Origin of the sequence: Pseudoflavonifractor hominis, from assembly GCF_014288125.1 — a bacterium.
GTDB classification, from domain to species: domain Bacteria; phylum Bacillota; class Clostridia; order Oscillospirales; family Oscillospiraceae; genus Pseudoflavonifractor_A; species Pseudoflavonifractor_A gallinarum.
Map to the genome: position 1 here is coordinate 390622 of NZ_JACOPR010000003.1, position 22110 is coordinate 412731.

The 22110-nt window shown below is 63.5% G+C and carries 19 protein-coding genes and 2 tRNA genes; 8 read left to right on the forward strand and 13 right to left on the reverse strand.

Going from position 1 to position 22110, the window contains the following annotated elements; all coding sequences use genetic code 11:
* Window positions 1-37: 37 nt before the first annotated feature.
* From H8S34_RS07105 to H8S34_RS07135, 7 genes are all read right to left on the reverse strand, one after another.
* The gene (locus H8S34_RS07105) at window positions 38-892 is read right to left on the reverse strand and encodes a PTS system mannose/fructose/sorbose family transporter subunit IID (protein ID WP_101691788.1); all 855 of its coding nucleotides are present in this window, start codon (window positions 890-892) and stop codon (window positions 38-40) included.
* On the reverse strand, window positions 882-1640 hold the full coding sequence (locus tag H8S34_RS07110) for a PTS mannose/fructose/sorbose/N-acetylgalactosamine transporter subunit IIC (RefSeq protein ID WP_101691787.1): 759 nt from the start codon (window positions 1638-1640) through the stop codon (window positions 882-884). The genes H8S34_RS07105 and H8S34_RS07110 overlap by 11 nt, the downstream gene beginning before the upstream one ends.
* A 134-nt stretch (window positions 1641-1774) precedes the next feature.
* Window positions 1775-2248, reverse strand: coding sequence for a PTS sugar transporter subunit IIB (locus H8S34_RS07115; RefSeq protein WP_101691786.1), 474 nt, complete (start codon window positions 2246-2248; stop codon window positions 1775-1777).
* Window positions 2245-2649, reverse strand: coding sequence for a PTS sugar transporter subunit IIA (locus H8S34_RS07120; protein ID WP_186963478.1), 405 nt, complete (start codon window positions 2647-2649; stop codon window positions 2245-2247). The genes H8S34_RS07115 and H8S34_RS07120 overlap by 4 nt, the downstream gene beginning before the upstream one ends.
* A 42-nt stretch (window positions 2650-2691) precedes the next feature.
* A complete protein-coding gene (locus tag H8S34_RS07125) occupies window positions 2692-3744 on the reverse strand; it encodes a zinc-dependent alcohol dehydrogenase (RefSeq protein WP_101691784.1) in 1053 nt (350 codons plus the stop codon).
* A gap of 17 nt (window positions 3745-3761) precedes the next feature.
* Entirely contained in the window at window positions 3762-4535 is a 774-nt protein-coding gene (locus H8S34_RS07130) for a class I fructose-bisphosphate aldolase (protein WP_186963480.1), read from the reverse strand.
* Between the two features lie 59 nt (window positions 4536-4594).
* Entirely contained in the window at window positions 4595-4852 is a 258-nt protein-coding gene (locus H8S34_RS07135) for an HPr family phosphocarrier protein (protein ID WP_180956748.1), read from the reverse strand.
* A gap of 307 nt (window positions 4853-5159) precedes the next feature.
* On the opposite strand from H8S34_RS07135, the gene H8S34_RS07140 reads away from it, so the two are divergent.
* Window positions 5160-6806: a PucR family transcriptional regulator gene (locus H8S34_RS07140; RefSeq protein WP_186963482.1), complete on the forward strand. Its 1647-nt coding sequence runs from the start codon at window positions 5160-5162 to the stop codon at window positions 6804-6806.
* 321 nt (window positions 6807-7127) lie between these two features.
* Here H8S34_RS07140 and H8S34_RS07145 read toward each other — a convergent pair whose 3' ends face one another.
* From H8S34_RS07145 to H8S34_RS07165, 5 genes are all read right to left on the reverse strand, one after another.
* Window positions 7128-7877, reverse strand: coding sequence for a Rossmann-like domain-containing protein (locus H8S34_RS07145; RefSeq protein ID WP_186963484.1), 750 nt, complete (start codon window positions 7875-7877; stop codon window positions 7128-7130).
* On the reverse strand, window positions 7874-8677 hold the full coding sequence (locus tag H8S34_RS07150) for an ABC transporter permease (RefSeq protein WP_186963486.1): 804 nt from the start codon (window positions 8675-8677) through the stop codon (window positions 7874-7876). The genes H8S34_RS07145 and H8S34_RS07150 overlap by 4 nt, the downstream gene beginning before the upstream one ends.
* A complete protein-coding gene (locus tag H8S34_RS07155; protein ID WP_186963488.1) occupies window positions 8661-9422 on the reverse strand; it encodes a cyclic nucleotide-binding domain-containing protein in 762 nt (253 codons plus the stop codon). Before H8S34_RS07155 ends, H8S34_RS07150 begins: the two co-directional genes overlap by 17 nt.
* A gap of 68 nt (window positions 9423-9490) precedes the next feature.
* Window positions 9491-9567 (reverse strand) — tRNA-Met (locus tag H8S34_RS07160).
* Window positions 9568-9570: 3 nt separating this feature from the next.
* Window positions 9571-9659, reverse strand: a tRNA-Leu gene (locus H8S34_RS07165).
* Window positions 9660-10064: 405 nt separating this feature from the next.
* Here H8S34_RS07165 and prfB point away from each other — a divergent pair.
* Window positions 10065-11186, forward strand: coding sequence for a peptide chain release factor 2 (prfB, locus tag H8S34_RS07170; protein ID WP_186963490.1), 1122 nt, complete (start codon window positions 10065-10067; stop codon window positions 11184-11186).
* A gap of 68 nt (window positions 11187-11254) precedes the next feature.
* Here prfB and H8S34_RS07175 read toward each other — a convergent pair whose 3' ends face one another.
* Window positions 11255-11737, reverse strand: a complete 483-nt coding sequence (locus H8S34_RS07175; protein WP_186963492.1) for a hypothetical protein — start codon at window positions 11735-11737, stop codon at window positions 11255-11257.
* Window positions 11738-11853: 116 nt separating this feature from the next.
* On the opposite strand from H8S34_RS07175, the gene H8S34_RS07180 reads away from it, so the two are divergent.
* The 6 genes from H8S34_RS07180 (at window position 11854) to lplA (ending at window position 22098) form a co-directional block, all read left to right on the forward strand.
* Entirely contained in the window at window positions 11854-12330 is a 477-nt protein-coding gene (locus H8S34_RS07180; RefSeq protein WP_186963494.1) for a hypothetical protein, read from the forward strand.
* A 221-nt stretch (window positions 12331-12551) separates the two neighbouring features.
* On the forward strand, window positions 12552-15635 hold the full coding sequence (locus H8S34_RS07185) for an alpha/beta fold hydrolase (RefSeq protein ID WP_101691691.1): 3084 nt from the start codon (window positions 12552-12554) through the stop codon (window positions 15633-15635).
* 92 nt (window positions 15636-15727) lie between these two features.
* Window positions 15728-17416 (forward strand): S-layer homology domain-containing protein, encoded by a 1689-nt coding sequence (locus H8S34_RS07190; protein ID WP_186963496.1) that lies wholly within the window; start codon window positions 15728-15730, stop codon window positions 17414-17416.
* A 42-nt stretch (window positions 17417-17458) separates the two neighbouring features.
* Entirely contained in the window at window positions 17459-19633 is a 2175-nt protein-coding gene (locus H8S34_RS07195; protein WP_186963498.1) for an S-layer homology domain-containing protein, read from the forward strand.
* 178 nt (window positions 19634-19811) lie between these two features.
* Window positions 19812-20924, forward strand: a complete 1113-nt coding sequence (gene ald / locus H8S34_RS07200) for an alanine dehydrogenase (RefSeq protein ID WP_186963500.1) — start codon at window positions 19812-19814, stop codon at window positions 20922-20924.
* Window positions 20925-21102: 178 nt separating this feature from the next.
* Complete coding sequence (gene lplA / locus H8S34_RS07205) at window positions 21103-22098, forward strand: lipoate--protein ligase (protein WP_328821078.1); 996 nt, start codon at window positions 21103-21105, stop codon at window positions 22096-22098.
* Window positions 22099-22110 lie beyond the last annotated feature (12 nt).

Consider the following 22110-nt stretch of genomic DNA (forward strand, 5'->3'; position numbering starts at 1 on the left):
GGACGGCAGGTCTGCCGCCCGGCTTGCTCGGTTTCGATCAGAAGATGCCGACCATTCCGCCGACAAAACCGATCACGACCAGACCCAGCATGATCTGGATGGAAGTGAACTTCTCCTTCCGCAGCAGAGCGTAGACGCCCAGGGTCACGCCCAGAGGCAGAAGACCCGGCATGATCGCGTCAAAGAGCTGGCTCTGCAGATCGAAGGCCTGCTCTCCGATGTTGAAGGCGATGGCGGTCTTGAAGCTGACGGAGGTGGCCACCAGGCCGCCCATGACGGTACAGCCCAGGATGCCCGCCGCGCCGATGAGCTGCTTCATCCGGCCGCCGGCCAGCATGGCGGTGATGGCGCTGCTGCCCAGGGAATAACCCTTCATCCAGCAGTTGTAGGCGATGAGCATCAGGATGATGGGCAGGCCGATGAGGACCAGCAGGGGCCCGAAGAGGTTTCCGGTGCTGCCGAAGCTGATACCAAGAGCCACCACCAGGGGGATGATGACGCCCTGGTCCAGCGCGTCGCCGATGCCGGCCATGGGGCCCATCATACCGGTCTTGACGGCGTTGATGGCCTCGTCGCTGATCTCGGCTCCGTTGGCCCGCTCCTCCTCCATGGAGATGACGGCGCCGTGGATGACCGCGCCCACGTTGGGGTTGGTGTTGAAGAAGGTCAGGTGGCGCTGAAGGCCGGCGATCTTCTCCTCCCGGTCGGGATAGAGCTTTTTGATGATGGGCGCCATGCACATGGCGAAGGCGCCGCCCTGCATGCGCTCGTAGTTGTAGTTGGCGTGAGAGAAGAACTGCCACAGCCAGTAGGAGCGGCGGATGTCCTTCTTGTCCAGCTTAATCCGCTTATCGGTCTCCTGGACCGCATTGTTTTCCACATTAGCCGCCATAGCTCGCATCCTCCTTCTGATTCATCTGCATGTAGATGAGGGCAAAGACCAGTCCGAACATGGCCACGCCCACGATGCTGATCTGGAAGTAGGCCACCAGCAGGAAGCCCACCAGCAGGAAGGGCATGGTCTCGTTCTTCAGGATGGCACGCAGGTTCAGGCCGATGCCCAGGGCGGGCAGCAGGCCGCCCACCACCTCCAGGGCGTGGAGGATGTTGGTGCCCTGCACCACGTTCAGGAAGCTCTCCATCAGAGGCACGCCGGCCATGAGGATGACCACGGCCACGATGACCTTGAAGACCAGCATCATCACGGCGCTGGGCAGCCAGTTCATGAGCATGACGCCCTTCTCATCGCCCTTGGCCGCATAGCTGTCGGCCCAGTGGACGAAGAAGGAGTCGATGGTCATCTTGCCGACCCACCAGATGGTGCCCAGCAGGCCCAGGGGAACGGCGATGGCCAGAGCCACTTCGGTGCTGACGTTGGTGGCGATGGCCAGGGCGGTGCCGATGTAGCCGGCCACGGCCATGTCGGAGGGCATGGAGCCGCCTACGTTCAGGTGGCCCAGATAGATCAGGTTGATGGTGGCGCCGATGATGGTGCCCGTCACGGGATCGCCCATGACCAGGCCCGTCAGGAAGCCTGCCACAATGGGACGCTGGAGCACGTAATATCCTTCACCGAAGAACCAGGGTGCGTCGGAGAGATAGTAGAGCACTCCGATAATCAGGGCTTGCAACCAACTCATAACAAATGACCTCCTCTTTTCATTCGCTCAGAATCCGGGACAATCTATCAGTACGGCGGGCAACGCCCTCCTTTCGTCCCCCGCCGTTGGTTCCCCGCGGAGTTTTCATGGGCGCGCAGGAGAAAATACAGGTGTTACAGCTTGACCTTGTCGATCTCGATGCACTTGCCGTCGGGCACGATCTGGCAGAACACCCGCACCCCCTTGGCGGCGATGGCCTGGAGCTGTTCCAGCTCGGCGGGAGAGACCTGGATGTTGCGCAGGATCATCTTCCGGCCGGCCACATAGCCCATGCCGCCCAGGTTGAGCTCCTTCATGGGGGCGCCGCCCTCCAGCAGGCGCTGCATCACATCGGGGGTCTTGGCCAGCACGATGGTGCGCAGCTCGGGGGGATCGTTGGCGATGGCCTCCAGGGCCTGCTCCACCGTGTAGATGTGTACGTCGTAATCCCGGGGGACCGCCATCTTCATGACCTGACACAGGAACTGGTCCTGGGCGGTCTTGTCGTCCACCACGAAGATCCGGGTGGCCTGATAGACCTTGCTCCACCCCGTCATCACCTGTCCGTGGATCAGGCGGTCGTCAATGCGGTAAAATACCACGCTCATACGGTTCCCTCCCTTTCTGCGATCACCTGCTCGGCGTTGACAAATCCCTCCCGTCCGGCCTCGGTGGCCGCTGCGATGAGCTCCCCGGCCTCCATCTCTTCCCGGAGGGTGAGCAGCTCCAGCAGGGCGGGCAGATTGTAACCCGACAGGGCGTGCACATGGTGCTTCATCACCATCAGCATGGCGGTGTTGGACGGCGTGCCGCTGGGCAGGTCGGCCAGGATCAGGGTGTGATCCGGGTCTCCGAAGGCGTCGATGGCCTGCTCCAGCTTGAGGGAGAAGGTCTCCACCGTGTCGCCCGGGTAGAGGCCGAATACCTCCAGGTTCTCCTGGGGGCCCAGGATCATCTCGGCCGCCTCCCGCACACCGGCTGCAAAGGCGCCATGGCTAATCAGAATCAAATTGATCACGCTGTTTCGTTCCTTTCCGCTTCAGGGATACGGTCAATCCCCGCTCAAATCGATGAGGACCCGGTAGGTCTCCGGGCTGGAGGCCCGCTCAAAGGCGGTCTGGCAATCCTCCATGGCATAGCGCTCGGTGATGAAGGGCTCCACATCGATCAGATGATACCCCAGAAGCCGGGACGCTGTCCAGAAATGTCTGGCGGTGGGGCTGTAAGAGCCGGTGATGCGCTTTTCACTGTAATGGATCTTGTTGGGGTCGATCTGGATGGGTCCGCTGGGATGGAAGGAGCCGTAATATACCATACGGCCCCGCTTGGCCAGACATTCCAGATAATCCTGGGCCAGAGAGAGCACGTTGACGGTGTAGAAGCACACGTGGGCGCCCCGGCCGCCGGTCAGCTCCAGGATGGTCTGGATGGGATCGCACTGGGTGGGGTCCACCACCACGTCGGCCCCCATCTTTTTGGCCATTTCCCGCCGGGCGGGGTCGGGCTCCATCAGGATGGTGCGGGCGCCCCGCTTCTTGCACAGCACATTGTGGAGCTGGCCCATGATGCCGCCGCCCACAATGACCACGTCCTCGCCGAAGTCCACCTCGCCCTGGTCCAGGCTGCCCAGGCAGCAGGCCAGCGGCTCGGCAAAGGCGGCCACCGAGAGGTCGGCCTCCTTGTCCGGCAGGGCATAGACCCGCTCGGAGCCGATGGCCAGGTACTGGGCGAAGCCTCCCGTGCCGGGGATGCCGTCATAGAACCGTTTTTTCGCGTTGCCGGTACACTCGTTGTCATGGCCCCGGTAGCACTGCTCGCACTGTCCGCAGCTGTCGAAGGTCTTGACCACGACCTTGTCCCCCACCTTTACGTTGGCGAAGGTCCCCTCGCCGATGGCGGCCACGGTGCCCGAGATCTCATGGCCGGGCACGAAGGGAAGGGCCACGTCGCCGCCGGAGAAGATCCGCTGCTCCCAGGTGCAGATCAGCGCCTTCTCCACCCGCACCAGCACCTCGCCGGCGGCGGGGACGGGGGTATGGAGCTCTTTGACCTCCGCCTTGCGGGGCTCGGTCACGACGATGGCTTTCATGGTTTCCGGAATCATGTCGCTTCCCTCCTCTCTTACAGGCCCTGGATGTCGGCGGCCCGCTTGCCGTTGTGGACCAGATCCACCAGCGCCCGGGTCACGGCCTCGGGTTCGGGATGCTTCCACACGTTGCGGCCGATGGCCACGCCGGCCGCACCCACCGAGATGGCCTGCTCGATGCAGACGAAGAGGTCGGAGAGCTGGCTGGTCTTTTCCCCGCCCAGCACCACCACGGGCTGGTAGGAGGCCTCGATGACCCCCCGGAACTCCTCGGGCGTGCCGGTGAAGGTGGTCTTGATGATGCTGGCGCCGTACTCACAGCCGGTCCGGGCGGCCAGGCGGACGTTCTCCACCGTCTTGGGCACCTCATTGCCGAAGCCGCCGGGGAGCATCTCGGCCATGACCGGCATCCCCCAGGCCCGGCCCTGGGCCGAGAGCTCTGCCACGTTCTTCATGCAGTCCTGCTCGGTGGGAGTGCCGGGGAAGCCGTTGCAGGCCACCGCGTCGGCGCCCAGGCGCAGGGCGTCCTCCACCGAGAAGAGCATCCGGGGATGGCCGTTGGCGGCGCTGGGGATGGCGGAGTAGCCGCCGTCGCAGCGGAGGATCAGTCCCACATGGCGCAGTATGTCGGCGTACTTGCTGGCGATGCCGTAGGTGGTCAGCACGGCGTCGGCGCCGCCGGCCACGATGGCCTCCAGGATCTCACCGGTCCGGTCCAGGGCGGGGTTGACGTTCATCCCCATGCCGTGGTCCATGGCCACAATGACGGTGCGGCCGTCTTCCCGGAAAATCTTACCCAGTCGTCTCATAGTCACATTCCTCCTATTCCCGTCTCCCGGGGAAGGGCTCCTCCCTTCCCGCGGTTTGTTTACAGATTTTCCTCACAGATCTGCCGGAGCTGAGGAAACACCGTCTCCTCGTCCGGTCCCTCTACGGTGAGGGTAATGGTATCGCCCTGCTGAATGCCCATGCCCATCACTGCCAGGATGCGGCTGACATTGACCCGCTTATCGCCCTTGCAGACCTCGATGACTGACTCACACTGCTTGGCCAGCTTGACGAACATTCCGGCGGGGCGGGCGTGCATGCCCAGACTGCTTTTGACCGTATAGACATATTCTTTCACTGTGATTCCCCGTTTCTTTCCAATCAGAGGCCCCCGGCGGTCTTCTTCCGGTTGGTAGGACCAACCTAAGGGCTGTCTTGGTTCACATGCTCCATTATAACTGGCACTTTCCACCAAAACAATGTGGTCTGACACCAATTTGATTCGTGCAATTTTGGGAAGCGTTCACAAAAGCGACGGAAAACACCCGGTTCTTCTCTTGCCTTTTCAGTGAAAAAGACTATAATGATTGGGTGTCAAACCGGCCGTATAAAGGGAAAACGTGCCCGTCCGGCCTTTTTTTACCCAGACAGAGGAGGTACCCGCTATGCACCGAACACCTACCGCCCCCGACCCATCCCTGGATTTTACCCTGGGAGACCTCCTCCAGCTCAGCGCCATGGAGGGGGCCCTTCTGCGCGCCGGTGCGGATCAGACCGGCCGCGCCATTCTCCGCGCCAATGTGATCGAGGGGGCACAGCTCTCCGACTGGGGCGAGGCGGGGGACTGTATCATCAGCTCGGGCTATGCCTTCCGGGGGCAGGATGAGCTGCTGCTGACCCAGCTGCGGCGCATCCGGGACAAGGGGGTGGCCGTCCTGTGCCTCAAGCCCACCCGCTTCCGCCAGGGACTGCCCCAGGCCGTGGTGAAGGAGGCCCAGGCCCTGGACTTCCCCCTGGTGGAGCTGCCCATAACGGCCATCTTCTCCAACATCGTGCAGGAGAGCATGGAGGCCCTCTTCCAGCGGGAGACCCACTCCTTCCAGGTCATCCAGGACAAGATGGAGCGATTGCTGGGGGCCTTTCTCCGCTCGGACGACCCGGAGCAGACCCTTCTGGCCGTGGAGGAGGTCATCGCCAACCCGGTGATGATCTTTGACGAGGAGAATGAGCTTCTGGTCTCCCCCCAGAGCCGCTCCCTCCTGCTGGAGCCCCTGCAGGACGACATCATCCGCCAGCTCTACAAGCGCACCAACCGCCACACCCTCACCATCCGGCGGGAGGGAAAGAGCGAGCAGGTCCCCGTCCACTTCTTCGACATCGGCGGCCCCACGGGCATCCGCATCATCATCCCGGAGTACTACGGCCCCCTCAGCCCGGTGGACCAGCAGGTCATCAACCGGGTGCGCCACCTGCTGGCCGCCGAGATGAAAAACGCCCTGGCCCTGAAGAAGCTGCGCCGGAAGTACAAGCAGCAGTTCGTGGAGAACTGGCTCTTCGGCCGCCTGGGGGACGCCATCCACATCTGTGTCTCCGCCCAGAGCGACGGGTATCCGGTCCGGGCCGACCAGTCCTACTATGTGGCCATCGTCAACCTGAACACCACCCGCTCCGCCGGGCGCTTCCGCAGCCAGGACGTGAACGTGATCCGCCACATCATCCGCAATCTGGACTCCAACATCATGTTCACCGTGCTGGAGGGGAAGCTCATCCTGGTGGTGGAGGACCGCCCCGACGCGGCGGCCTCCCTGCGGGAGCTCTCCCTCCTCACGGAAAAGCTCAACTACATCATGGACAAGGGGGACATGAGCTTCTGTCTGAGCAGCGCCTATCCGGTCCAGGACCTGCCCAAGGCCTATCAGCAGGCCCGCACGGTGAGCAGCATCAGCCAGCGCTGCGGCATCCGGGATCACATCATCACCTACGACAAGCTGGGCATCCTCTACCTCCTGGCCCTCCTGCCCGAGGACGAGGCGGTGGAGCAGTATCAGAACAAATTCCTCCGCCCCCTCCGGGAGTACGACGCCAGCCACCGCACCGCCCTGCTGGAGACCCTGCGGGTCTATCTGGAGGCCGGGTGCAACACCCAGAAGACCGCCCAGCTCCTCCACAGCCACTACAACACGGTGGTCTACCGGGTGACCCAGATCGAGCGGCTGCTGGGCCTGCCCATCCACGACGTGGAGACCCAGCTCCAGCTCCGGGTGGCCTACAAGCTGGACCAGCTCCGCTCCGCGCCCCCCGCCGAAGGATAGCAAAACCGCCCCCGGTTCCGCTTTTGGGAACCAGGGGCGTCAGCGTGTCGAAGAACTTCGACACGCTTCTCAAAAATGCAGGCATTTTTGAGAGGGGGATGCAGGCCCCTTCATGCACTCGCTTGCGCTCGCACACTTGCGGCCTGAGCAGAGTGTTTTCCGACGTACACGCCGCCGGAAAACACGATTTTGACTTTTTCCGCCGTCTGCGGACGGCGGAACTCTGCGAGGCTCTTGCAGCGCCAATCGCAGATGTACACTTTTTTGACAGTCTGACGCCCCCGGTTCCGCTTTTGGGAACCAGGGGCGGTTTTCTATGGCTTATTTCATGCTCTCGTCGGCAAAGCAGGCCCGCTTCAGCCCCAGGATGGGGGCGGCGCCCGCCAGGGTGGTGCCGAAGAAGACCACCTCTTTGTCCAGATCCAGGTAGTCCACGATGGTGCCGTTGCACAGGGTGCTGCCGGTGCAGAGCACCAGATCGGCCCAGGCCACCGCCTCCTCCCGGCACTTCTCTCCCGAGAGCACGGGGCAGCCGTCCTTCTCCTTGCCGATGTTGTCCGGGTTCAGGTCCAGCACCCGCAGGGGGAAGCGCTGGGAGAGGGCCCCGATGAGGGCGGGCTGGAAGCCCACCAGGGCGATCTTGGGGGCGCCGTAGGTCTCGGCCACCCAGTCGGCCATGTGCCGGGCGCAGAACTCCGGGCCGCCGTCCTTGCAGTGGACCGTGTTGTCGGCCCGGCCCAGAGCCTTCATCACCGCGTTGAGGGAGGCGATAAAGAGCCCCCGGGCGTGGGAATCCCCCTCCAGATCCAGGGACAGGATGTCCCGGAGGGTGCCCTCAAACCGGGCGGGGGCGTCGGTAAAGGCCTGTCCCATGGCACCCCGGAAGGTGGCCATGAGCATGACCTCCTTTCCGGTGAGGATGGGGAAATCGGTGCGCTGGGTGTGGCCGATGGCCTCCTCGGGGGTGAGGCCCCGGGCGTTGATCTCCACCCGCTCGGCCTCCATTCCCTCCTCCGCCAGTACCCCCTCCAGGGAGCGGCGGAGGGTCTCATAGAGCTCCTTTGACGTCATAGATAGTCGCTTCCTTTCCGTCCGGCCAGGCGGCTCACCCCCTGCACCGACAGGGAGAGGAGCAGGAGGAGGAGCGCCGTGGCCAGCGCCAGATCATTCTCGCCCGTGGAGATGTGGAGATAGATGCTCCCGGGCAGGGTTTCCGTCTTCATCCGGGTCACCCCCACCAGCATGAGGGTGGCCCCAAACTCCCCGATGCCCCGGCTCCAGGCCAGCAGCACCGCCGAGGCAAGGCTTGGCACACACAGGGGGAGGGTCACATACCGGAATGCCTGCATCCGGGTGGCCCCCAGAGTCTGGGCGGTGAGGGGGAGCTCCGGATCCACCCGCTCAAAGGCCTCGGCGGCCAGGTGGATCACAAAGGGCAGGTTGATGAGCAGGTGGACGGCCACGATCCCCTTGGGGTCAAAGACGATGCGCAGCCCCAGCTCCTTGAGGGCCTTCCCGGCGGGGGAGGACCACACCGTCAGCAGGCACAGACCCAGCACCAGATACGGCAGAGACAGGGGGAGCTCCAGCACCGCCCGGGCCAGTCCCCGGCCGGGCAGCTCCCGGCAGGCGAGCAGGTAGGCGCAGGGGATGCCGATGAGCACGCACAGCAGGGTGGACACCGTGGTGGTCCACAGGCTCAGCCACAGGGCAAAGCGGGTCTCCCGCTGCCCCAGGGCCTCCCCCAGGTGGGGCAGTCCCCCGGCCACCACCGCCCACAGGTTGACCGCCACATACCCCAGCACCGCCAGCAGCACCACCAGGCTCACCCACTCCAGAGGGTGAAAGGGGGTCTTACTCCGCCAGCTCATAGCCGCAGCCGGTCCAGATGGAGCGGGCCGTCTCCCCGGCCAGGAACTCCTCCAGGGCATCGGCGGCCTCCGGGGCGTCCGAGCAGGTCAGCCGGGCGGCGGGGATGGTCTTGATGTAGGCTTCCATCTCCTCGCTGGGCACGATCTCGGCCTCTCCCTCCTTCACGTTCTCCTTCCACACCACCACCGCGTCGCACTCATCGGCGGCCAGGGCCTCCCGGTCAAAGGGGATGGTGAAGGTGTCGCTCCGCTGGCGGCTGGCCTGGGCGGTGAGGTATTTCAGGATGCGCGCCCGGGCGCTCTTCACCGAGAGGGCGTCGATCTTGTAGTATTTCTTCATGTTCTGGTTGCCCACGAAGAAGAGGAGGTTCTCCAGCAGGGCCAGCCGCAGCTCCACCGGCAGCCCCTCCCCCCGCAGCTCCTCCCAGGGCACCCACCACACCCGGCAGGGCTCTTGGGTGTAGACCGTGTAGGGACAGGTGCGCCGTGGGGTGCACAGCACCTCTCCCGCCACCAGATAGCCGGGCAGGAGCTGCTGGTAGAGAAATTCCGCCCCGTTCTCCTCCAGCTTGGCCGCCCGCATGGTCCCCTCCAGCAGGATCCCCAGGCGGGCGAGGGTCTCCCCCGCCTGGATCACGATGCGCCCGGCGGGGAGCTCCTCCACGGTCCCCGCCAGCCGCTCCAGGGCCGCGCCCGCCGCGCCCCGGAACAGGACGCACTCCTTCAATTGCTCCAGATCCTCCACAAAACCGCCCTCCTCCGGCGTTCGGATAAAACAAAAAGCGACTTGTCGAAACAAGTCGCTTTTCTGTATGGTTGCGGGAGTAGGATTTGAACCTACGACCTCCGGGTTATGAGCCCGACGAGCTACCAAGCTGCTCTATCCCGCGATATGGTGCCGGAGACCGGGATCGAACCGGCACGGGATTTGAGTCCCACAGGATTTTAAGTCCCGGGCGTCTGCCAATTCCGCCACTCCGGCGTTCCAGTCTCGTGCACTTCCTGAGTGCTCAATTAGAATACCACACCCATCTGTGGATGTCAAGCTTTTTTTCCAACTTTTTTTCCGCCCCCCTTAGACACATTTTGAAACGGGAAACGCATATACTGGTCTGTACGTCCCATGGACGCCCGATTCCAGACCCAGAGAAAGGAGGAGCCCTCATGCCCGATCCCGATCCCCGCCCCGTTCCGCCCGCCGCCCCGCCCAGGGAGGATGTGGACGATCTCATCTTCCGTACCGAGCCCACCGGGCCGGACTGGCTGGTCAGCCAGCGCTGAATAAGGTACTCTTTTTGCGGATTATTCACAGTTTTACTTTACATCTCGCTGTTTCTTGTATATAATAGGAAAGCTAAACCATCATCAAATAGTGAGAGTGTGTATCATGCTTCAATTTGACGAATATAAGGTAAAACTGAATAACATCGTGCCCGACCTGGACGATCTGGACCAGGCCCTGGGGCTGGAGGCCGCCGCCCGTGAGGTGGAGATGCTCGAGTCGGAGAGCGCCTCTGACGGCTTCTGGAACAACCTGGAGAAGGCCCAGAAGGTCCAGCAGCGCATCTCCCAGCTCAAGGGCAAGCTGGAGGGCCAGGAGCGCCGCCGGAATGAGTGGTCCGACCTGATGACCCTGTGCGAGATGGGCAATGAGGAGGAGGACGACTCCCTCCTGCCCGAGCTGGAGGAGGGCTTTGCCAAGCTGGAGGCCGACATTGAGGAGGCCCGCCTCTCCTCCCTGCTCACCGGGGAGTATGACAACTCCAACGCCATCCTGACCATCCACGCCGGCGCCGGCGGCACCGAGGCCCAGGACTGGGCCCAGATGCTCTACCGGATGTACACCCGCTGGGCCGAGCGCCACGGCTATGCCTGCAAGACCATGGACTATCAGGACTGTGAGGAGGGCGGCATCAAGAGCGCCACCATCACCATCTCCGGCGAGAACGCCTACGGCCATCTGAAGAGCGAGCACGGCGTGCACCGTCTGGTGCGCGTCTCCCCCTTCGACGCCCAGGCCCGCCGTCAGACCTCCTTCTCCGCGGTGGAGGTCATGCCCGAGCTCCCGGACGACGTGGAGGTGGACATCCGTCCCGAGGACATCGAGATGCAGGTCTACCGCTCCTCCGGCGCGGGCGGCCAGCACGTCAACAAGACCTCCTCTGCCGTGCGCCTGATCCACAAGCCCACCGGCGTGGTGGTCTCCTGCCAGACCGAGCGCAGCCAGTTCCAGAACCGGGACAACTGTATGCGGATGCTCCGCTCCCGCCTGGTGCAGCTCAAGATGGAGGCCCATCTGGAAAAGATCTCCGACATCAAGGGCGTACAGCTCAAGATCGAGTGGGGCAGCCAGATCCGCTCCTACGTCTTCATGCCCTACCAGCTGGTGAAGGACAACCGCACCGCCTACGAGACCAGCAACATCAACGCGGTCATGGACGGCGACATCGACGGTTTCATCAACGCCTACCTGAAGGCCAGCGCCACCGGCAACTGGGCCACGAAATAAGCAGACAAATCCCCCCATCCCCGCTCCTCCTGGGAGCGTTCGGGATGGGGGGATTTCGTTTTTCTTTCCTATCCGCGAATGGTCGGATCGAGCTCGTTCAGGATGACGCCGTCCCGCTCGATCCGCTCCGCCACGTCCCCATAGGACGCTCGGTCGGACCCGTACTCCTTCAGGACCTCCAGCCGCACGCCGTCGTAGGCGTAGAGGATGCCCCCGTCGTAGATGAGGGCCACCTTTCCCGTGGCGTCCTCCGCCTGGCAGAAGCGGTCCAGTTCAGGGGCAAAAATTTCCCCAAACCCCTCGAAATCCACGTCGTCATAGTCGTATTCCCGAAGGAACGTGATGTGCCCCTCCTCATAGACGGGGCGGTAGTAGCAGTCCGCCAGGCGCAGCCCCTCCTCCGTGGTCAGATAGGTATAGATCCCGTTCTTCCGGAGGGTGTTCTCCGCTCCCTGGGCCCTTCCGGTGAGGAAACACCCCAGTGCGGCCGCGCACAGGGCCAGGGCGATGTACGCCGTCCCATGGAGCCCCTGCCGGGCGGTCTCTGTCATAGTACATCCACCTTTCTTTATTTTTTATAAGGATAGACGAAATATATTTCAACTGGTTCCATTTTTGCAGTAAAATTATATACTATGAAATTGGAAGAGCGAGGTAGGCGGTTCGTATGGATTTCTGGATGATCGCCCGGCAGGATCTGAAACAGGATCTGCTGGATATCTTTTCGGCGCTGGGCAATTTGCAATACCAATATGATTGGGTCATCACCGATCACGGTCTTTGGTATGGGGAAAATTGCCCGGATGACGTGCGCAAACGCTGGCAGTGGACCGGACTGCTGATGGATGGCCGTGAGCTGACGGAACATTTGTCGGCAGGCTATGTCTCTTTCCTGTCGGGCGGTGTCCTCTCTGCCGTTCCAAAAGGCACTCCGCTCTCTCAGGTCCGGAACTATGAGCCATATTGGGAGATCGAGGCTTTCGATTCACCCGAGTACCAGTTTCAGACCCCTCTGACCCAGCTGGAACTGCTCTGCTACGACGGATACGCCTGGGTCCTGATCTGTGACCAGGCCTTTTCGAAGCGGGTAAAGGAAGCCCTCCCCATGGCGAAGAATCCTGAGGCATTTTACGCTGCGCCATAACCGGAAAAACAGCGTGTGGACTGCCCTGTTTTGGTACGCTCTCCCCCGCCGCGCAGTGCGCGGCGGGGCTTTTTTCTGCCCCCCATTGCAGCCCCGGGAAAAAGATAGAAAATTGTATTGGGGAGTGCTTGTATTCTCGTTACCAGTTTGTTACTATTAGAGATGTCGAAGGGTCCCGGTAAGATCCGGGGCACAATAAGACGAAAGGTGGAATGTCTGAAATGAAACAGAGCAAGAAGCTTCTTTCGCTGTCTCTGGCGGCAGCCATGACCATGGGTCTGGCCGCGCCCGCCATGGCTGCGGAAGAGACGGTCAAGCCTGAGGAGGGCAAGATCGTCATTCTCCACACCAACGATGTCCATTGCCAGATCGACCAGGCAAAGGGCGAGGACGGCGCAGTCACCAATCTGGGCTACGCCGGCGTGGCCGCCTACAAGGCGGAGATGGAGGCCCAGTACGGCGCCGAAAACGTCACTCTGGTGGACGCGGGCGACGCCATTCAGGGCGGCCCCATCGGCACCCTGTCCAAGGGTTCCTACATCGTGGACATCATGAACCAGGTGGGCTATGATCTGGCCATCCCCGGCAACCATGAGTTCGACTACGGCATGGAGAATTTCCTCACCCTGGCCAAGGACAAGGCCGAGTACTCCTATCTCTGCTGCAACTTTACCGACCTGAACGGCAAGGCCGTGCTGGACGCCTACAAGCTGGTGGATTACGGCGACGTGACCGTGGGCTATGTGGGCATCGACACTCCCGAGTCCTTCACCAAGTCCACTCCCACCTACTTCCAGAACGACAAGGGCGAGTACATCTACAGCTTCTCCCAGGGCAATGAGGGCAAGGACCTCTACGCCGCCGTGCAGAAGGCTGTGGACGACGCCACCAAGGCCGGCGCCGACTACGTGGTGGCCCTGGGCCACCTGGGCAACGAGGGCTCCACCGACGTGTGGACCTCCAAGTCCGTCATCGCCAACACCACCGGCATCGATGTGTTCATCGACGGCCACTCCCACGAGACCTATGACGAGACCGTCAAGAACAAGGACGGCGAGGAGGTCACCCTGGCCCAGACCGGCACCAAGCTGGCCAACCTGGGCAAGGTGGTCATCGACACCAAGACCGGCGACGTGACCACCGAGCTGGTCTCCGGCTATGACAAGCAGGATGCCGACACCGCCGCCTTCGTGGCCAAGGTGAACGATGAGTTCTCCGGCGTGCTCCAGAAGGTCGTGGCCAAGTCCGACGTGGCCCTTACCACCAAGGACCCCGCCACCGGCAACCGCGCCGTGCGCAACGCCGAGACCAACCTGGGCGACCTGTGCGCCGACGCCTACCGCGTGATGCTGGGCGCTGACGTGGCCTTCGTCAACGGCGGCGGCGTGCGCGCCGACATCGACGCGGGCGACATCACCTACGAGGACATCATCAATGTCCATCCCTTCGGCAACGAGGCCTGCCTGGTGGAGACCACCGGCCAGGACATCCTGGATGCTCTGGAGATGGGCGCCCGCCTGTATCCCGAGGAGAACGGCGGCTTCCTGCAGGTCTCCGGCCTGACCTGCACCATCGATCCCTCCGTCCCCTCCGGCGTGGTCCTCAACGATGAGGGCGAGTTCGTCAAGGTGGAGGGCGCCTACCGGGTCAACAACGTCATGGTGGGCGGCGAGCCTCTGGACGTGAACAAGACCTACACCCTGGCTTCCCACAACTACATGCTCAAGAGCGGCGGCGACGGCTTTGTGATGTTCAAGGACGACAAGCTGCTCAAGGACTCCGTCATGATCGACAACGCCGTGCTCATCAACTACATTGTGGACGAGCTGGGCGGCGTGGTGAGCGACGCCTACGCCGATCCCAAGGGCGACGGCCGCATCACCGTCAAGGAGGGCACTGCTGTGCAGCCCGCCCCCACCTTCACCGACGTGGCCGAGAATGCCTGGTACGCCCCCGCGGTCTCCTATGTGACCTCTGAGGGCATCATGAACGGCACCAGCAAGACCACCTTCGGTCCCACCGGCACCGTGACCCGCGGCATGGTCTATCAGACCCTGTACAACATGGCCGGCAAGCCCGCTGTGACTGAGCCCGCCACCTTCACCGACGTCTCCGGCAAGTGGTATGCGGACGCTGCCGCCTGGGCTGAGGACGAGGGCCTCACCACCGGCGTGAGCAAGGGCGTCTTTGGCGGCGAGCGGGCCATGACCCGCCAGGAGCTGGCCAAGGTCTTTGCCGACTACGCTGCCCAGAACTGCATCCTGCCCACCGAGAGCGCTGACCTGAGCACCTACTCCGACGCCGACGCCGTGGCCTCCTGGGCCAAGGAAGGCGTGGAGGACGCCGTGGCTCTGGGCATCCTCTCCGGCAACAAGGGCAAGCTCAATCCCACCGGCACCGCTCAGCGCGCCGAGCTGGCTCAGATCCTCAAGAGCTTTGACGCGCTGGAGCCCACCTACACCGAGACTGTGGTCTCCATCCCCGTGGCGGCTCAGGACGGCATCCCCGCCCATGACATCCCCGCCACCGTCACCATGCCCACCGCCGCCTCCAAGGACGCCAAGGTCCCCGGCGTGGTCATGCTCCACGGCACCGGCTCCAACCGTGAGGAGGCCGGCAACGGCTACGCCATGGCCGCTCCCGTGATGGCCACTCAGGGCATCGCCACCATCCGCATCGACTTCATGGGCAACGGCGAGTCCAAGGCTGACTATGTCAACTACAACAACACCTCCGCCGTGATCGACGCCAAGGCCGCCGCCGACTATCTGGCCGGTCTGGAGACCGTGGACGCCGCCAACCTGGGCGTCATGGGCTGGAGCCAGGGCGGCACCGACGCCCTGCTGGCCGCCGAGGCCCACCCCGACACCTTCAAGGCCGTGGTCACCTGGTCCGGCGCCCTCTACCTGGGCATGACCGAGGACGAGGACTTCCAGGCCGCCTACGAGACCGCCAAGAAGGACGGCTACTATGAGCAGACCTACGACTGGCGCGAGCCCCTGCACATCGGCGAGCGCTGGTACAAGGAGATCGCTGAGACCGACATGCTGAAGGTCACCGCCGGCATCAAGGCTCCCATCCTGGCCATCAACGGCAAGAACGACACCACGGTCACCCCCGACAACGCCGAGAAGATCGTGGAGGCCTCTGCCAACGATGCCAGCGAGGTGCTGCTGGTGGACAACTGCGACCACACCTACAATGTGTTCTCCGGTGACTTCACCGCTCTCTTCCAGACGGTGGACGCCACCATCGCCTTCTTCCAGGCTCAGCTCATCCCCGCCGCTGCGGACGCTGCCGCCTGATCCAACTGCATCTTACCCAGTCTGCGGGGCCGGCCGAAGGGCCGGCCCCCTTTTGTCCCCACTTGATTAACGGAAAGGTATGTGAAACAGCCATGAAAAAAACGCTCACCCTGGCCCTGACCGGCGCCCTGGTCCTCTCTCTGGCTGCCCCTGCTCTGGCAGCGGAACCGTCCGCCTTTACCGATGTGGCGGAAAACGCCTGGTATGCTGACGCGGTCTCCTATGTGACCGCCGAGGGCATCATGAGCGGCACGGGCAAGACCACCTTCTCCCCCGCCGCCACCGTGACCCGCGGCATGGTCATCCAGACCCTCTACAACCTGGCGGGCGCCCCCGCCGTGGACGCCAAGACCTCCTTCACCGACCTGGACGGCAAGTGGTACGGCACCGCCGCCGTCTGGGCCGAGCAGGAGGGCCTGGCCGCCGTCCCCGCCGACAAGACCTTTGCCGGGGACCGGACCATCACCCGGGCCGAGCTGGCCGTCCTGCTCTCCCGCTATGCCGCCCTCACCGGCGTCACCAGCGAGGAGGGGGGCATGGCCATGCGGGAGGCCCCCGACTATGACCAGATCCCATCCTGGGCGCTGGAGGGGATGAGCTTCTGCTACTACGCAGACATCCTCAAGGGTGACAGCCGTGGGTACCTCAACCCCAACGGGGCCGCCCAGCGCGCCGAGCTGGCCCAGATCCTCATGCAGTTCTCCTCCCTCACCCAGACGGAGGCCCCCGAACCCATGTCGGGCGCCGTCCGGGAGATCGAGAAGTACGGCCATGCGGTGCTGGACATCTCCATCGCCGACTTTGAGAAGGCCGGCTTTGCTCTGGGGGACACGGTGGACGTGGTCTTTGACAACGGCTACACCCTCTCCGGTATCCCCTACTTCAACGGCTACTACGTGGACAAGGGAGAGGCCATGCTCCGGGCCTATCCCGGCGATACCTACCTGGCCGTGTGCATCAACTACGGCAAGCTCAACGAGACCGCGGGCGTGCAGGTGGGCAGCACCGCCACCATCTCCCTGGCCCAGAAGGGCGCCGAGAGGGACACCCAGGAGCTCAACTCCCTGGTCTACACCGATGAGCGCTCCGACTACTCCAGTGACGCCGTCTTTGCCAACTTCCGGGCCGTCACCGTGGGCGACATCGCCGAGGGTGCTCTCTACCGCTCGGCCAGCCCGGTGAACAACGAGCACGGCCGTGCCTCCTATGCCGACGCCCTCATCCAGAAGGCCGGGGTCAAGACCGTCCTCAATCTGGCCGACCACAAGGAGGACATCGACGGCTATCTGGCCGCGGAGGACTTCGCCTCTCCCTACTACAAGAGCCTCTATGAGGCGGGCAGTGTCATCCCCCTGGGCATGCCGGTGGACTACTCCTCCGAGAGCTTCGGCGCGGATCTGACCGCCGGACTGGCCAAGCTCTCCCAGCAGCCCGGCCCCTATCTGGTCCACTGCACCGAGGGCAAGGACCGGGCCGGCTTCACCTCCGCCCTGCTGGAGTGCCTGATGGGCGCCAGCCTGGACGAGGTGGTGGCCGACTACATGGTCTCCTATGAGAACTACTACGGCGTCACCCAGGCGGACCAGCCGGAAAAATACCAGCTCATCGTGAAGAACAACATTCTGGATATGCTGCGCACCATCGCCGGTGTGGAGAAGGACGCCGATCTCTCCGGCGTGGATCTCCAGGCCGCCGCGGAGGACTACCTCACCGGCTTCGGTATGACGGCCGAGCAGCTCACCGCCCTCAAGACCAATCTCGCCACCCCCGCCTCCCACTGATGGAACCAAGATGTATGGAAATGAAAGGTATGTGAAACAGCCATGAAAAAGCCTCTTTCTCTGGCGCTGACCGGCGCCCTGGCACTCTCTCTGACCGCCCCCGCTCTGGCGGCTGAGGTTGCCTCCTTCACCGACGTGGCCGAAAACGCCTGGTACGCCGACGCAGTCTCCTATGTGACCGCCGAGGGCATCATGAGCGGCACCGGCAAGACCACCTTCTCCCCCGCCGGCACCGTCACCCGCGGCATGGTCTACCAGACCCTCTACAACCTGGCCGGCAAGCCCGCCGTGGCCGAGAAGGCCACCTTCACCGATGTCTCCGGCACCTGGTACGCCGACGCCGCCGCCTGGGCTGAGGGCGAGGGCCTCACCACCGGCGTGAGCAAGGGCGTCTTTGGAGGCGAGCGCTCCATGACCCGCCAGGAGCTGGCCAAGGTCTTTGCCGACTACGCCGCCTCCAAGGGGGTCAATGCCGCCAATGCCGATCTGAGCACCTACGCCGACGCTGACGCCGTGGCCGCCTGGGCCAAGGACGGCGTGGAGCGGGCCGTGGCTCTGGGCATCCTCTCGGGCAGCCAGGGCAAGCTCAATCCCACCGGCACCGCCCAGCGCGCCGAGCTGGCCCAGATCCTCATGACCTTTGACGGCCTCACCGCCGAGACCCCCGCCGAGGACTACATCGCCGCCCACGCCGATGACTTCTTCCTCACCGGTAAGACCGAGTACGCCATCCAGGGCATGATGGTCTCCAAGGACACCTCCTTCCACAACGATCTGGAAAATGTGGACTACACCGCCACCGACGACGGAGTGAGCGTGGTCCTCAAGGGCACCGTGGGTGAGCAGTGGATCGCCAAGCTGGACAAGGTCCTCAAGACCTACACCAAGTCTGACGGCTCCGCCCTCACCGCCGAGGACTTCACCGGCAGCAAGGACACCTTCATCGACCTCAAGACCAAGGCCGAGCCCGACACCAACTTCGCCTGCTTCGTGCCCGCCGACGTGCGCCTCACCGTGAACACCGCCTGGGGCGATGTGCTCCATGTGAACGATCCCTCCTCCGAGCACGGCTACGGCGACTATCTGGTCTGCCCCAACAAGGACGGCAAGCCCGACTTCTCCGACGTGTGGGTGGTCAACGGCGCCGTGTTCGGCAGCACCTATGACGTGAGCCGCGGCCCCGTGGTGGGCCGTGTGGCCGCCGTGGAGAAGTACGGCAACCTGGACCTGGACATCAAGCCCGAGGCCCTCTATACCGCCGGCCTGGAGCTGGGCGACGTGCTGGACGTGACGGTCAACGGCGTGAGCCTGGCCATCCCCTTCTGCACCGCCTACAGCGATGTGAACACCGGTGAGACCGTGGTGCGCGACAACCAGGAGAGCGACCTGCTGGTGGTGGCCATCAACATGGGCAACTTCGCCGAGACCTACGGCGTGGACGAGGGGGATGTGGTCTCCTTCGCCCTGGCCGAGAAGGCGGGCTACCTGGGCCAGTATCAGGCCCATCAGCTCCAGCGCACCAATGAGCGCAAGGACTATTCCTCCGACGAGGTCTTTGCCAACTTCCGCCCCGTGGTGATGGGTGACATCGCCGAGGGCGTGCTCTACCGCACCAGCAGCCCCGTGAACCCGGAGATCGGCCGTGCCTCCTATGCCGACGACCTGATCGAGAAGGCCGGCGTCCAGACCGTCATCAACCTGGCCGACGATGACGCGGCCATCCAGGGCTACTTTGCCGCCGAGGGCTTCGACTCCCCCTACTACAAGGGTCTCTATGAGGGCGGCCATGTGATCGCCCTGAACATGGGCGTGGACTACAAGTCCCAGGACTTCCAGTCCAAGCTCAAGAGCGGCCTGGAGTTCCTCATCGCCAACAAGGGCCCCTATGCCTTCCACTGCAACGAGGGCAAGGACCGTGCCGGCTTCACCGCCATCCTGCTGGAGTCCCTGATGGGCGCCACCCAGGAGGAGATCGTGGCCGACTACATGGTCTCCTATGAGAACTACTACCACGTGCAGAAGGGTTCCGAGCAGTACAAGCTCATCGCCCAGGTGGCCGAGGGCATGCTCCGGGATATGGCCGGTCTGGAGAAGGACGCCGACCTCTCCAAGGTGGACCTGTCCAAGGCCGCGGAGGACTACCTCCTGGGCATTGGCCTGACCGCGGACCAGATCACCGCCCTCAAGACCAACCTCTCCACCCCCGTCGCTCCGTAATTTCCTCGATAGCAAGGGCCGCCCCACAACAAGTGGGGCGGCCCTTTTCTCCCCTCAAAAATGGGGGTTCCCCTTTGGGGCAGTTTGTAGTATGATGGCATTGTAGCCAAAGTAAATTTCAAATACGTGTTATTTTTCAGACAGATACTACAAACCACAGGACAAGGAGGCTTATGCTATGGTCATCGGCGTGGTGAAAGAGATCAAGAACCGGGAATTTCGAGTGGGCCTGACCCCGGGCGCGGTCAGCTCCTTTACCCGGGCGGGGCACCGGGTGCTGGTGGAGCGGGGGGCCGGACTGGGTGCCGGCTTCTCCGACGAGGAATATGTGCAGGCCGGGGCCGAGCTGACCGACGGCGCCGCCCCGGTGTGGGCGCAGGCCGGGATGATGGTCAAGGTCAAGGAGCCCATCCCCAGCGAGTACGGCTATTTCCGTCCGGGCCAGATCCTCTTCACCTACCTCCACCTGGCGGCCGACCAGCCCCTCACCCAGGCCCTGCTGGACGCCCAGGTGAAGGCGGTGGCCTATGAGACCATCGTGGGCCGGGACGGCTCCCTTCCCTGTCTGGCGCCCATGAGCGAGATCGCCGGGCGGATGTCCATTCAGGAGGGGGCCAAGTACCTGGAGAAGACCTACGGCGGCCGGGGCGTCCTCCTCTCGGGCGTGCCCGGGGTGGAGCGGGGCAACGTGGTCATTCTGGGCGGCGGCACCGTGGGCGCCAACGCCTGTAAGATGGCGGTGGGCCTGGGGGCTAATGTGACGGTGCTGGACGTGAATCTGGCCCGCCTGGCCTATCTGGACGACATCTTCCCCCGGCAGATCACCACCCTCTTCAGTACGCCCGATAACATCCGCCGCTCCATCGCCCAGGCCGACCTGGTGGTGTGCGCGGTACTCCTCCCCGGCCGGGCGGCCCCCAAGCTCATCCGCCGGGAGGATCTGGCGGTGATGAAGCCGGGGGCGGTGCTGGTGGACGTGGCGGTGGACCAGGGCGGCTGTGCCGAGACCACCCACCCCACCACCCACGACGATCCCATCTTCACGGTGGACGGCGTGGTCCACTACTGTGTGGCCAACATCCCCGGTGCGGTGGCCCGCACCTCCACCCTGGCCCTGGTCAACGCCACCCTCCCCTACGGTCTGGCCCTGGCGGAACGGGGCGTGGAGGAGGCCTGTCGGGCCGACGCCGGCCTTCTGGCGGGCGTGAACTGCTATGCCGGACGGTGTACCTGCCGGGGCGTGGCGGAGGCTCTGGAACTGCCCTACACCCCGCCGGAGACCCTGTTCTAAATTTTGGTCCCCCGCCTCTTTCCCGAGGCGGGGGACTCTTTTGTTTTTCCTGCTCTTGCCAAGGACAGGCCTTCATGCTAAAATGAACTCGTTCGTTTATCCCTTTCACCGCTTCCCCTCTCCGGGGCCGGTGCCGCTCCTATCCATCCCACGACCGAACCGAAAGGGGAAATCCGCCATGATGTACTACATTGAAAGTCCCAGCAACGACCCCCACTTCAACCTGGCTCTGGAACAGTATGTCTTTGACCAGCTGGACCAGACCCACGACTATTTCATGCTTTGGCAAAACGACAACGCCATCATTGTGGGCAAGCACCAGAACACTCTGGCGGAGATCAACGCCGCCTATGTGAAGGAGCACAATATCCACGTGGTCCGGCGGCTCTCAGGGGGCGGCGCGGTCTACCACGATATGGGCAACATCAATTTCACCTTTATTGCCGACACGGGGGACGCCTCCAAGTTTGACTTCTCCACCTTCTGCCGCCCGGTGGTGAAGGCCCTGCACAGCATCGGCGTCCCGGCAGAGATCAACGGCCGCAACGACATGACCCTGGACGGGAAGAAGTTCTCGGGCAACTCCCAGTACATGAAGCACGGCCGGGTCATGCACCACGGCACCCTCATGTTCCACTCCGATCTGGAGGTGGTGAGCCAGGCTCTGGCGGTCTCCAAGGACAAGATCGAGTCCAAGGGCCTCAAGTCGGTGCGCAGCCGGGTGACCAACATCAAGCCCTATGTGCAGGAGGACATCACCACCGCCGACTTCTTCCGCATCCTGCGGGAGTTCATGTTTGAGGAGTATCAGCTCCAGCCCTATGTCCTCACGGAGGAGGACCTGGCCGCGGTGCGGGAGCTCCAGCACCAGGTCTACGACCAGTGGGATTGGAACTTCGGCCGCTCTCCCGCCTGCCAGATCCAGAAGGAGCGGCGGGTAGAGGGCTGCGGCAAGCTGGAGATCCACATGGACGTGGCCCGGGGCGGGGACATCACCGCCCTCTCCTTCTACGGGGACTACTTCGGCAACGGGGACGGCCAGGAGCTGGCCGGACGGCTCATCGGGGTCCCCCTGGAGGAGTCGGCCCTCCGCGCCGCCCTGGAGGGTGTGGATATCGGCCACTACTTCAACGCTATGGATCTGGATACCTTCCTGTCCATCCTGCTCCAGTAAGCCCCACGGTCG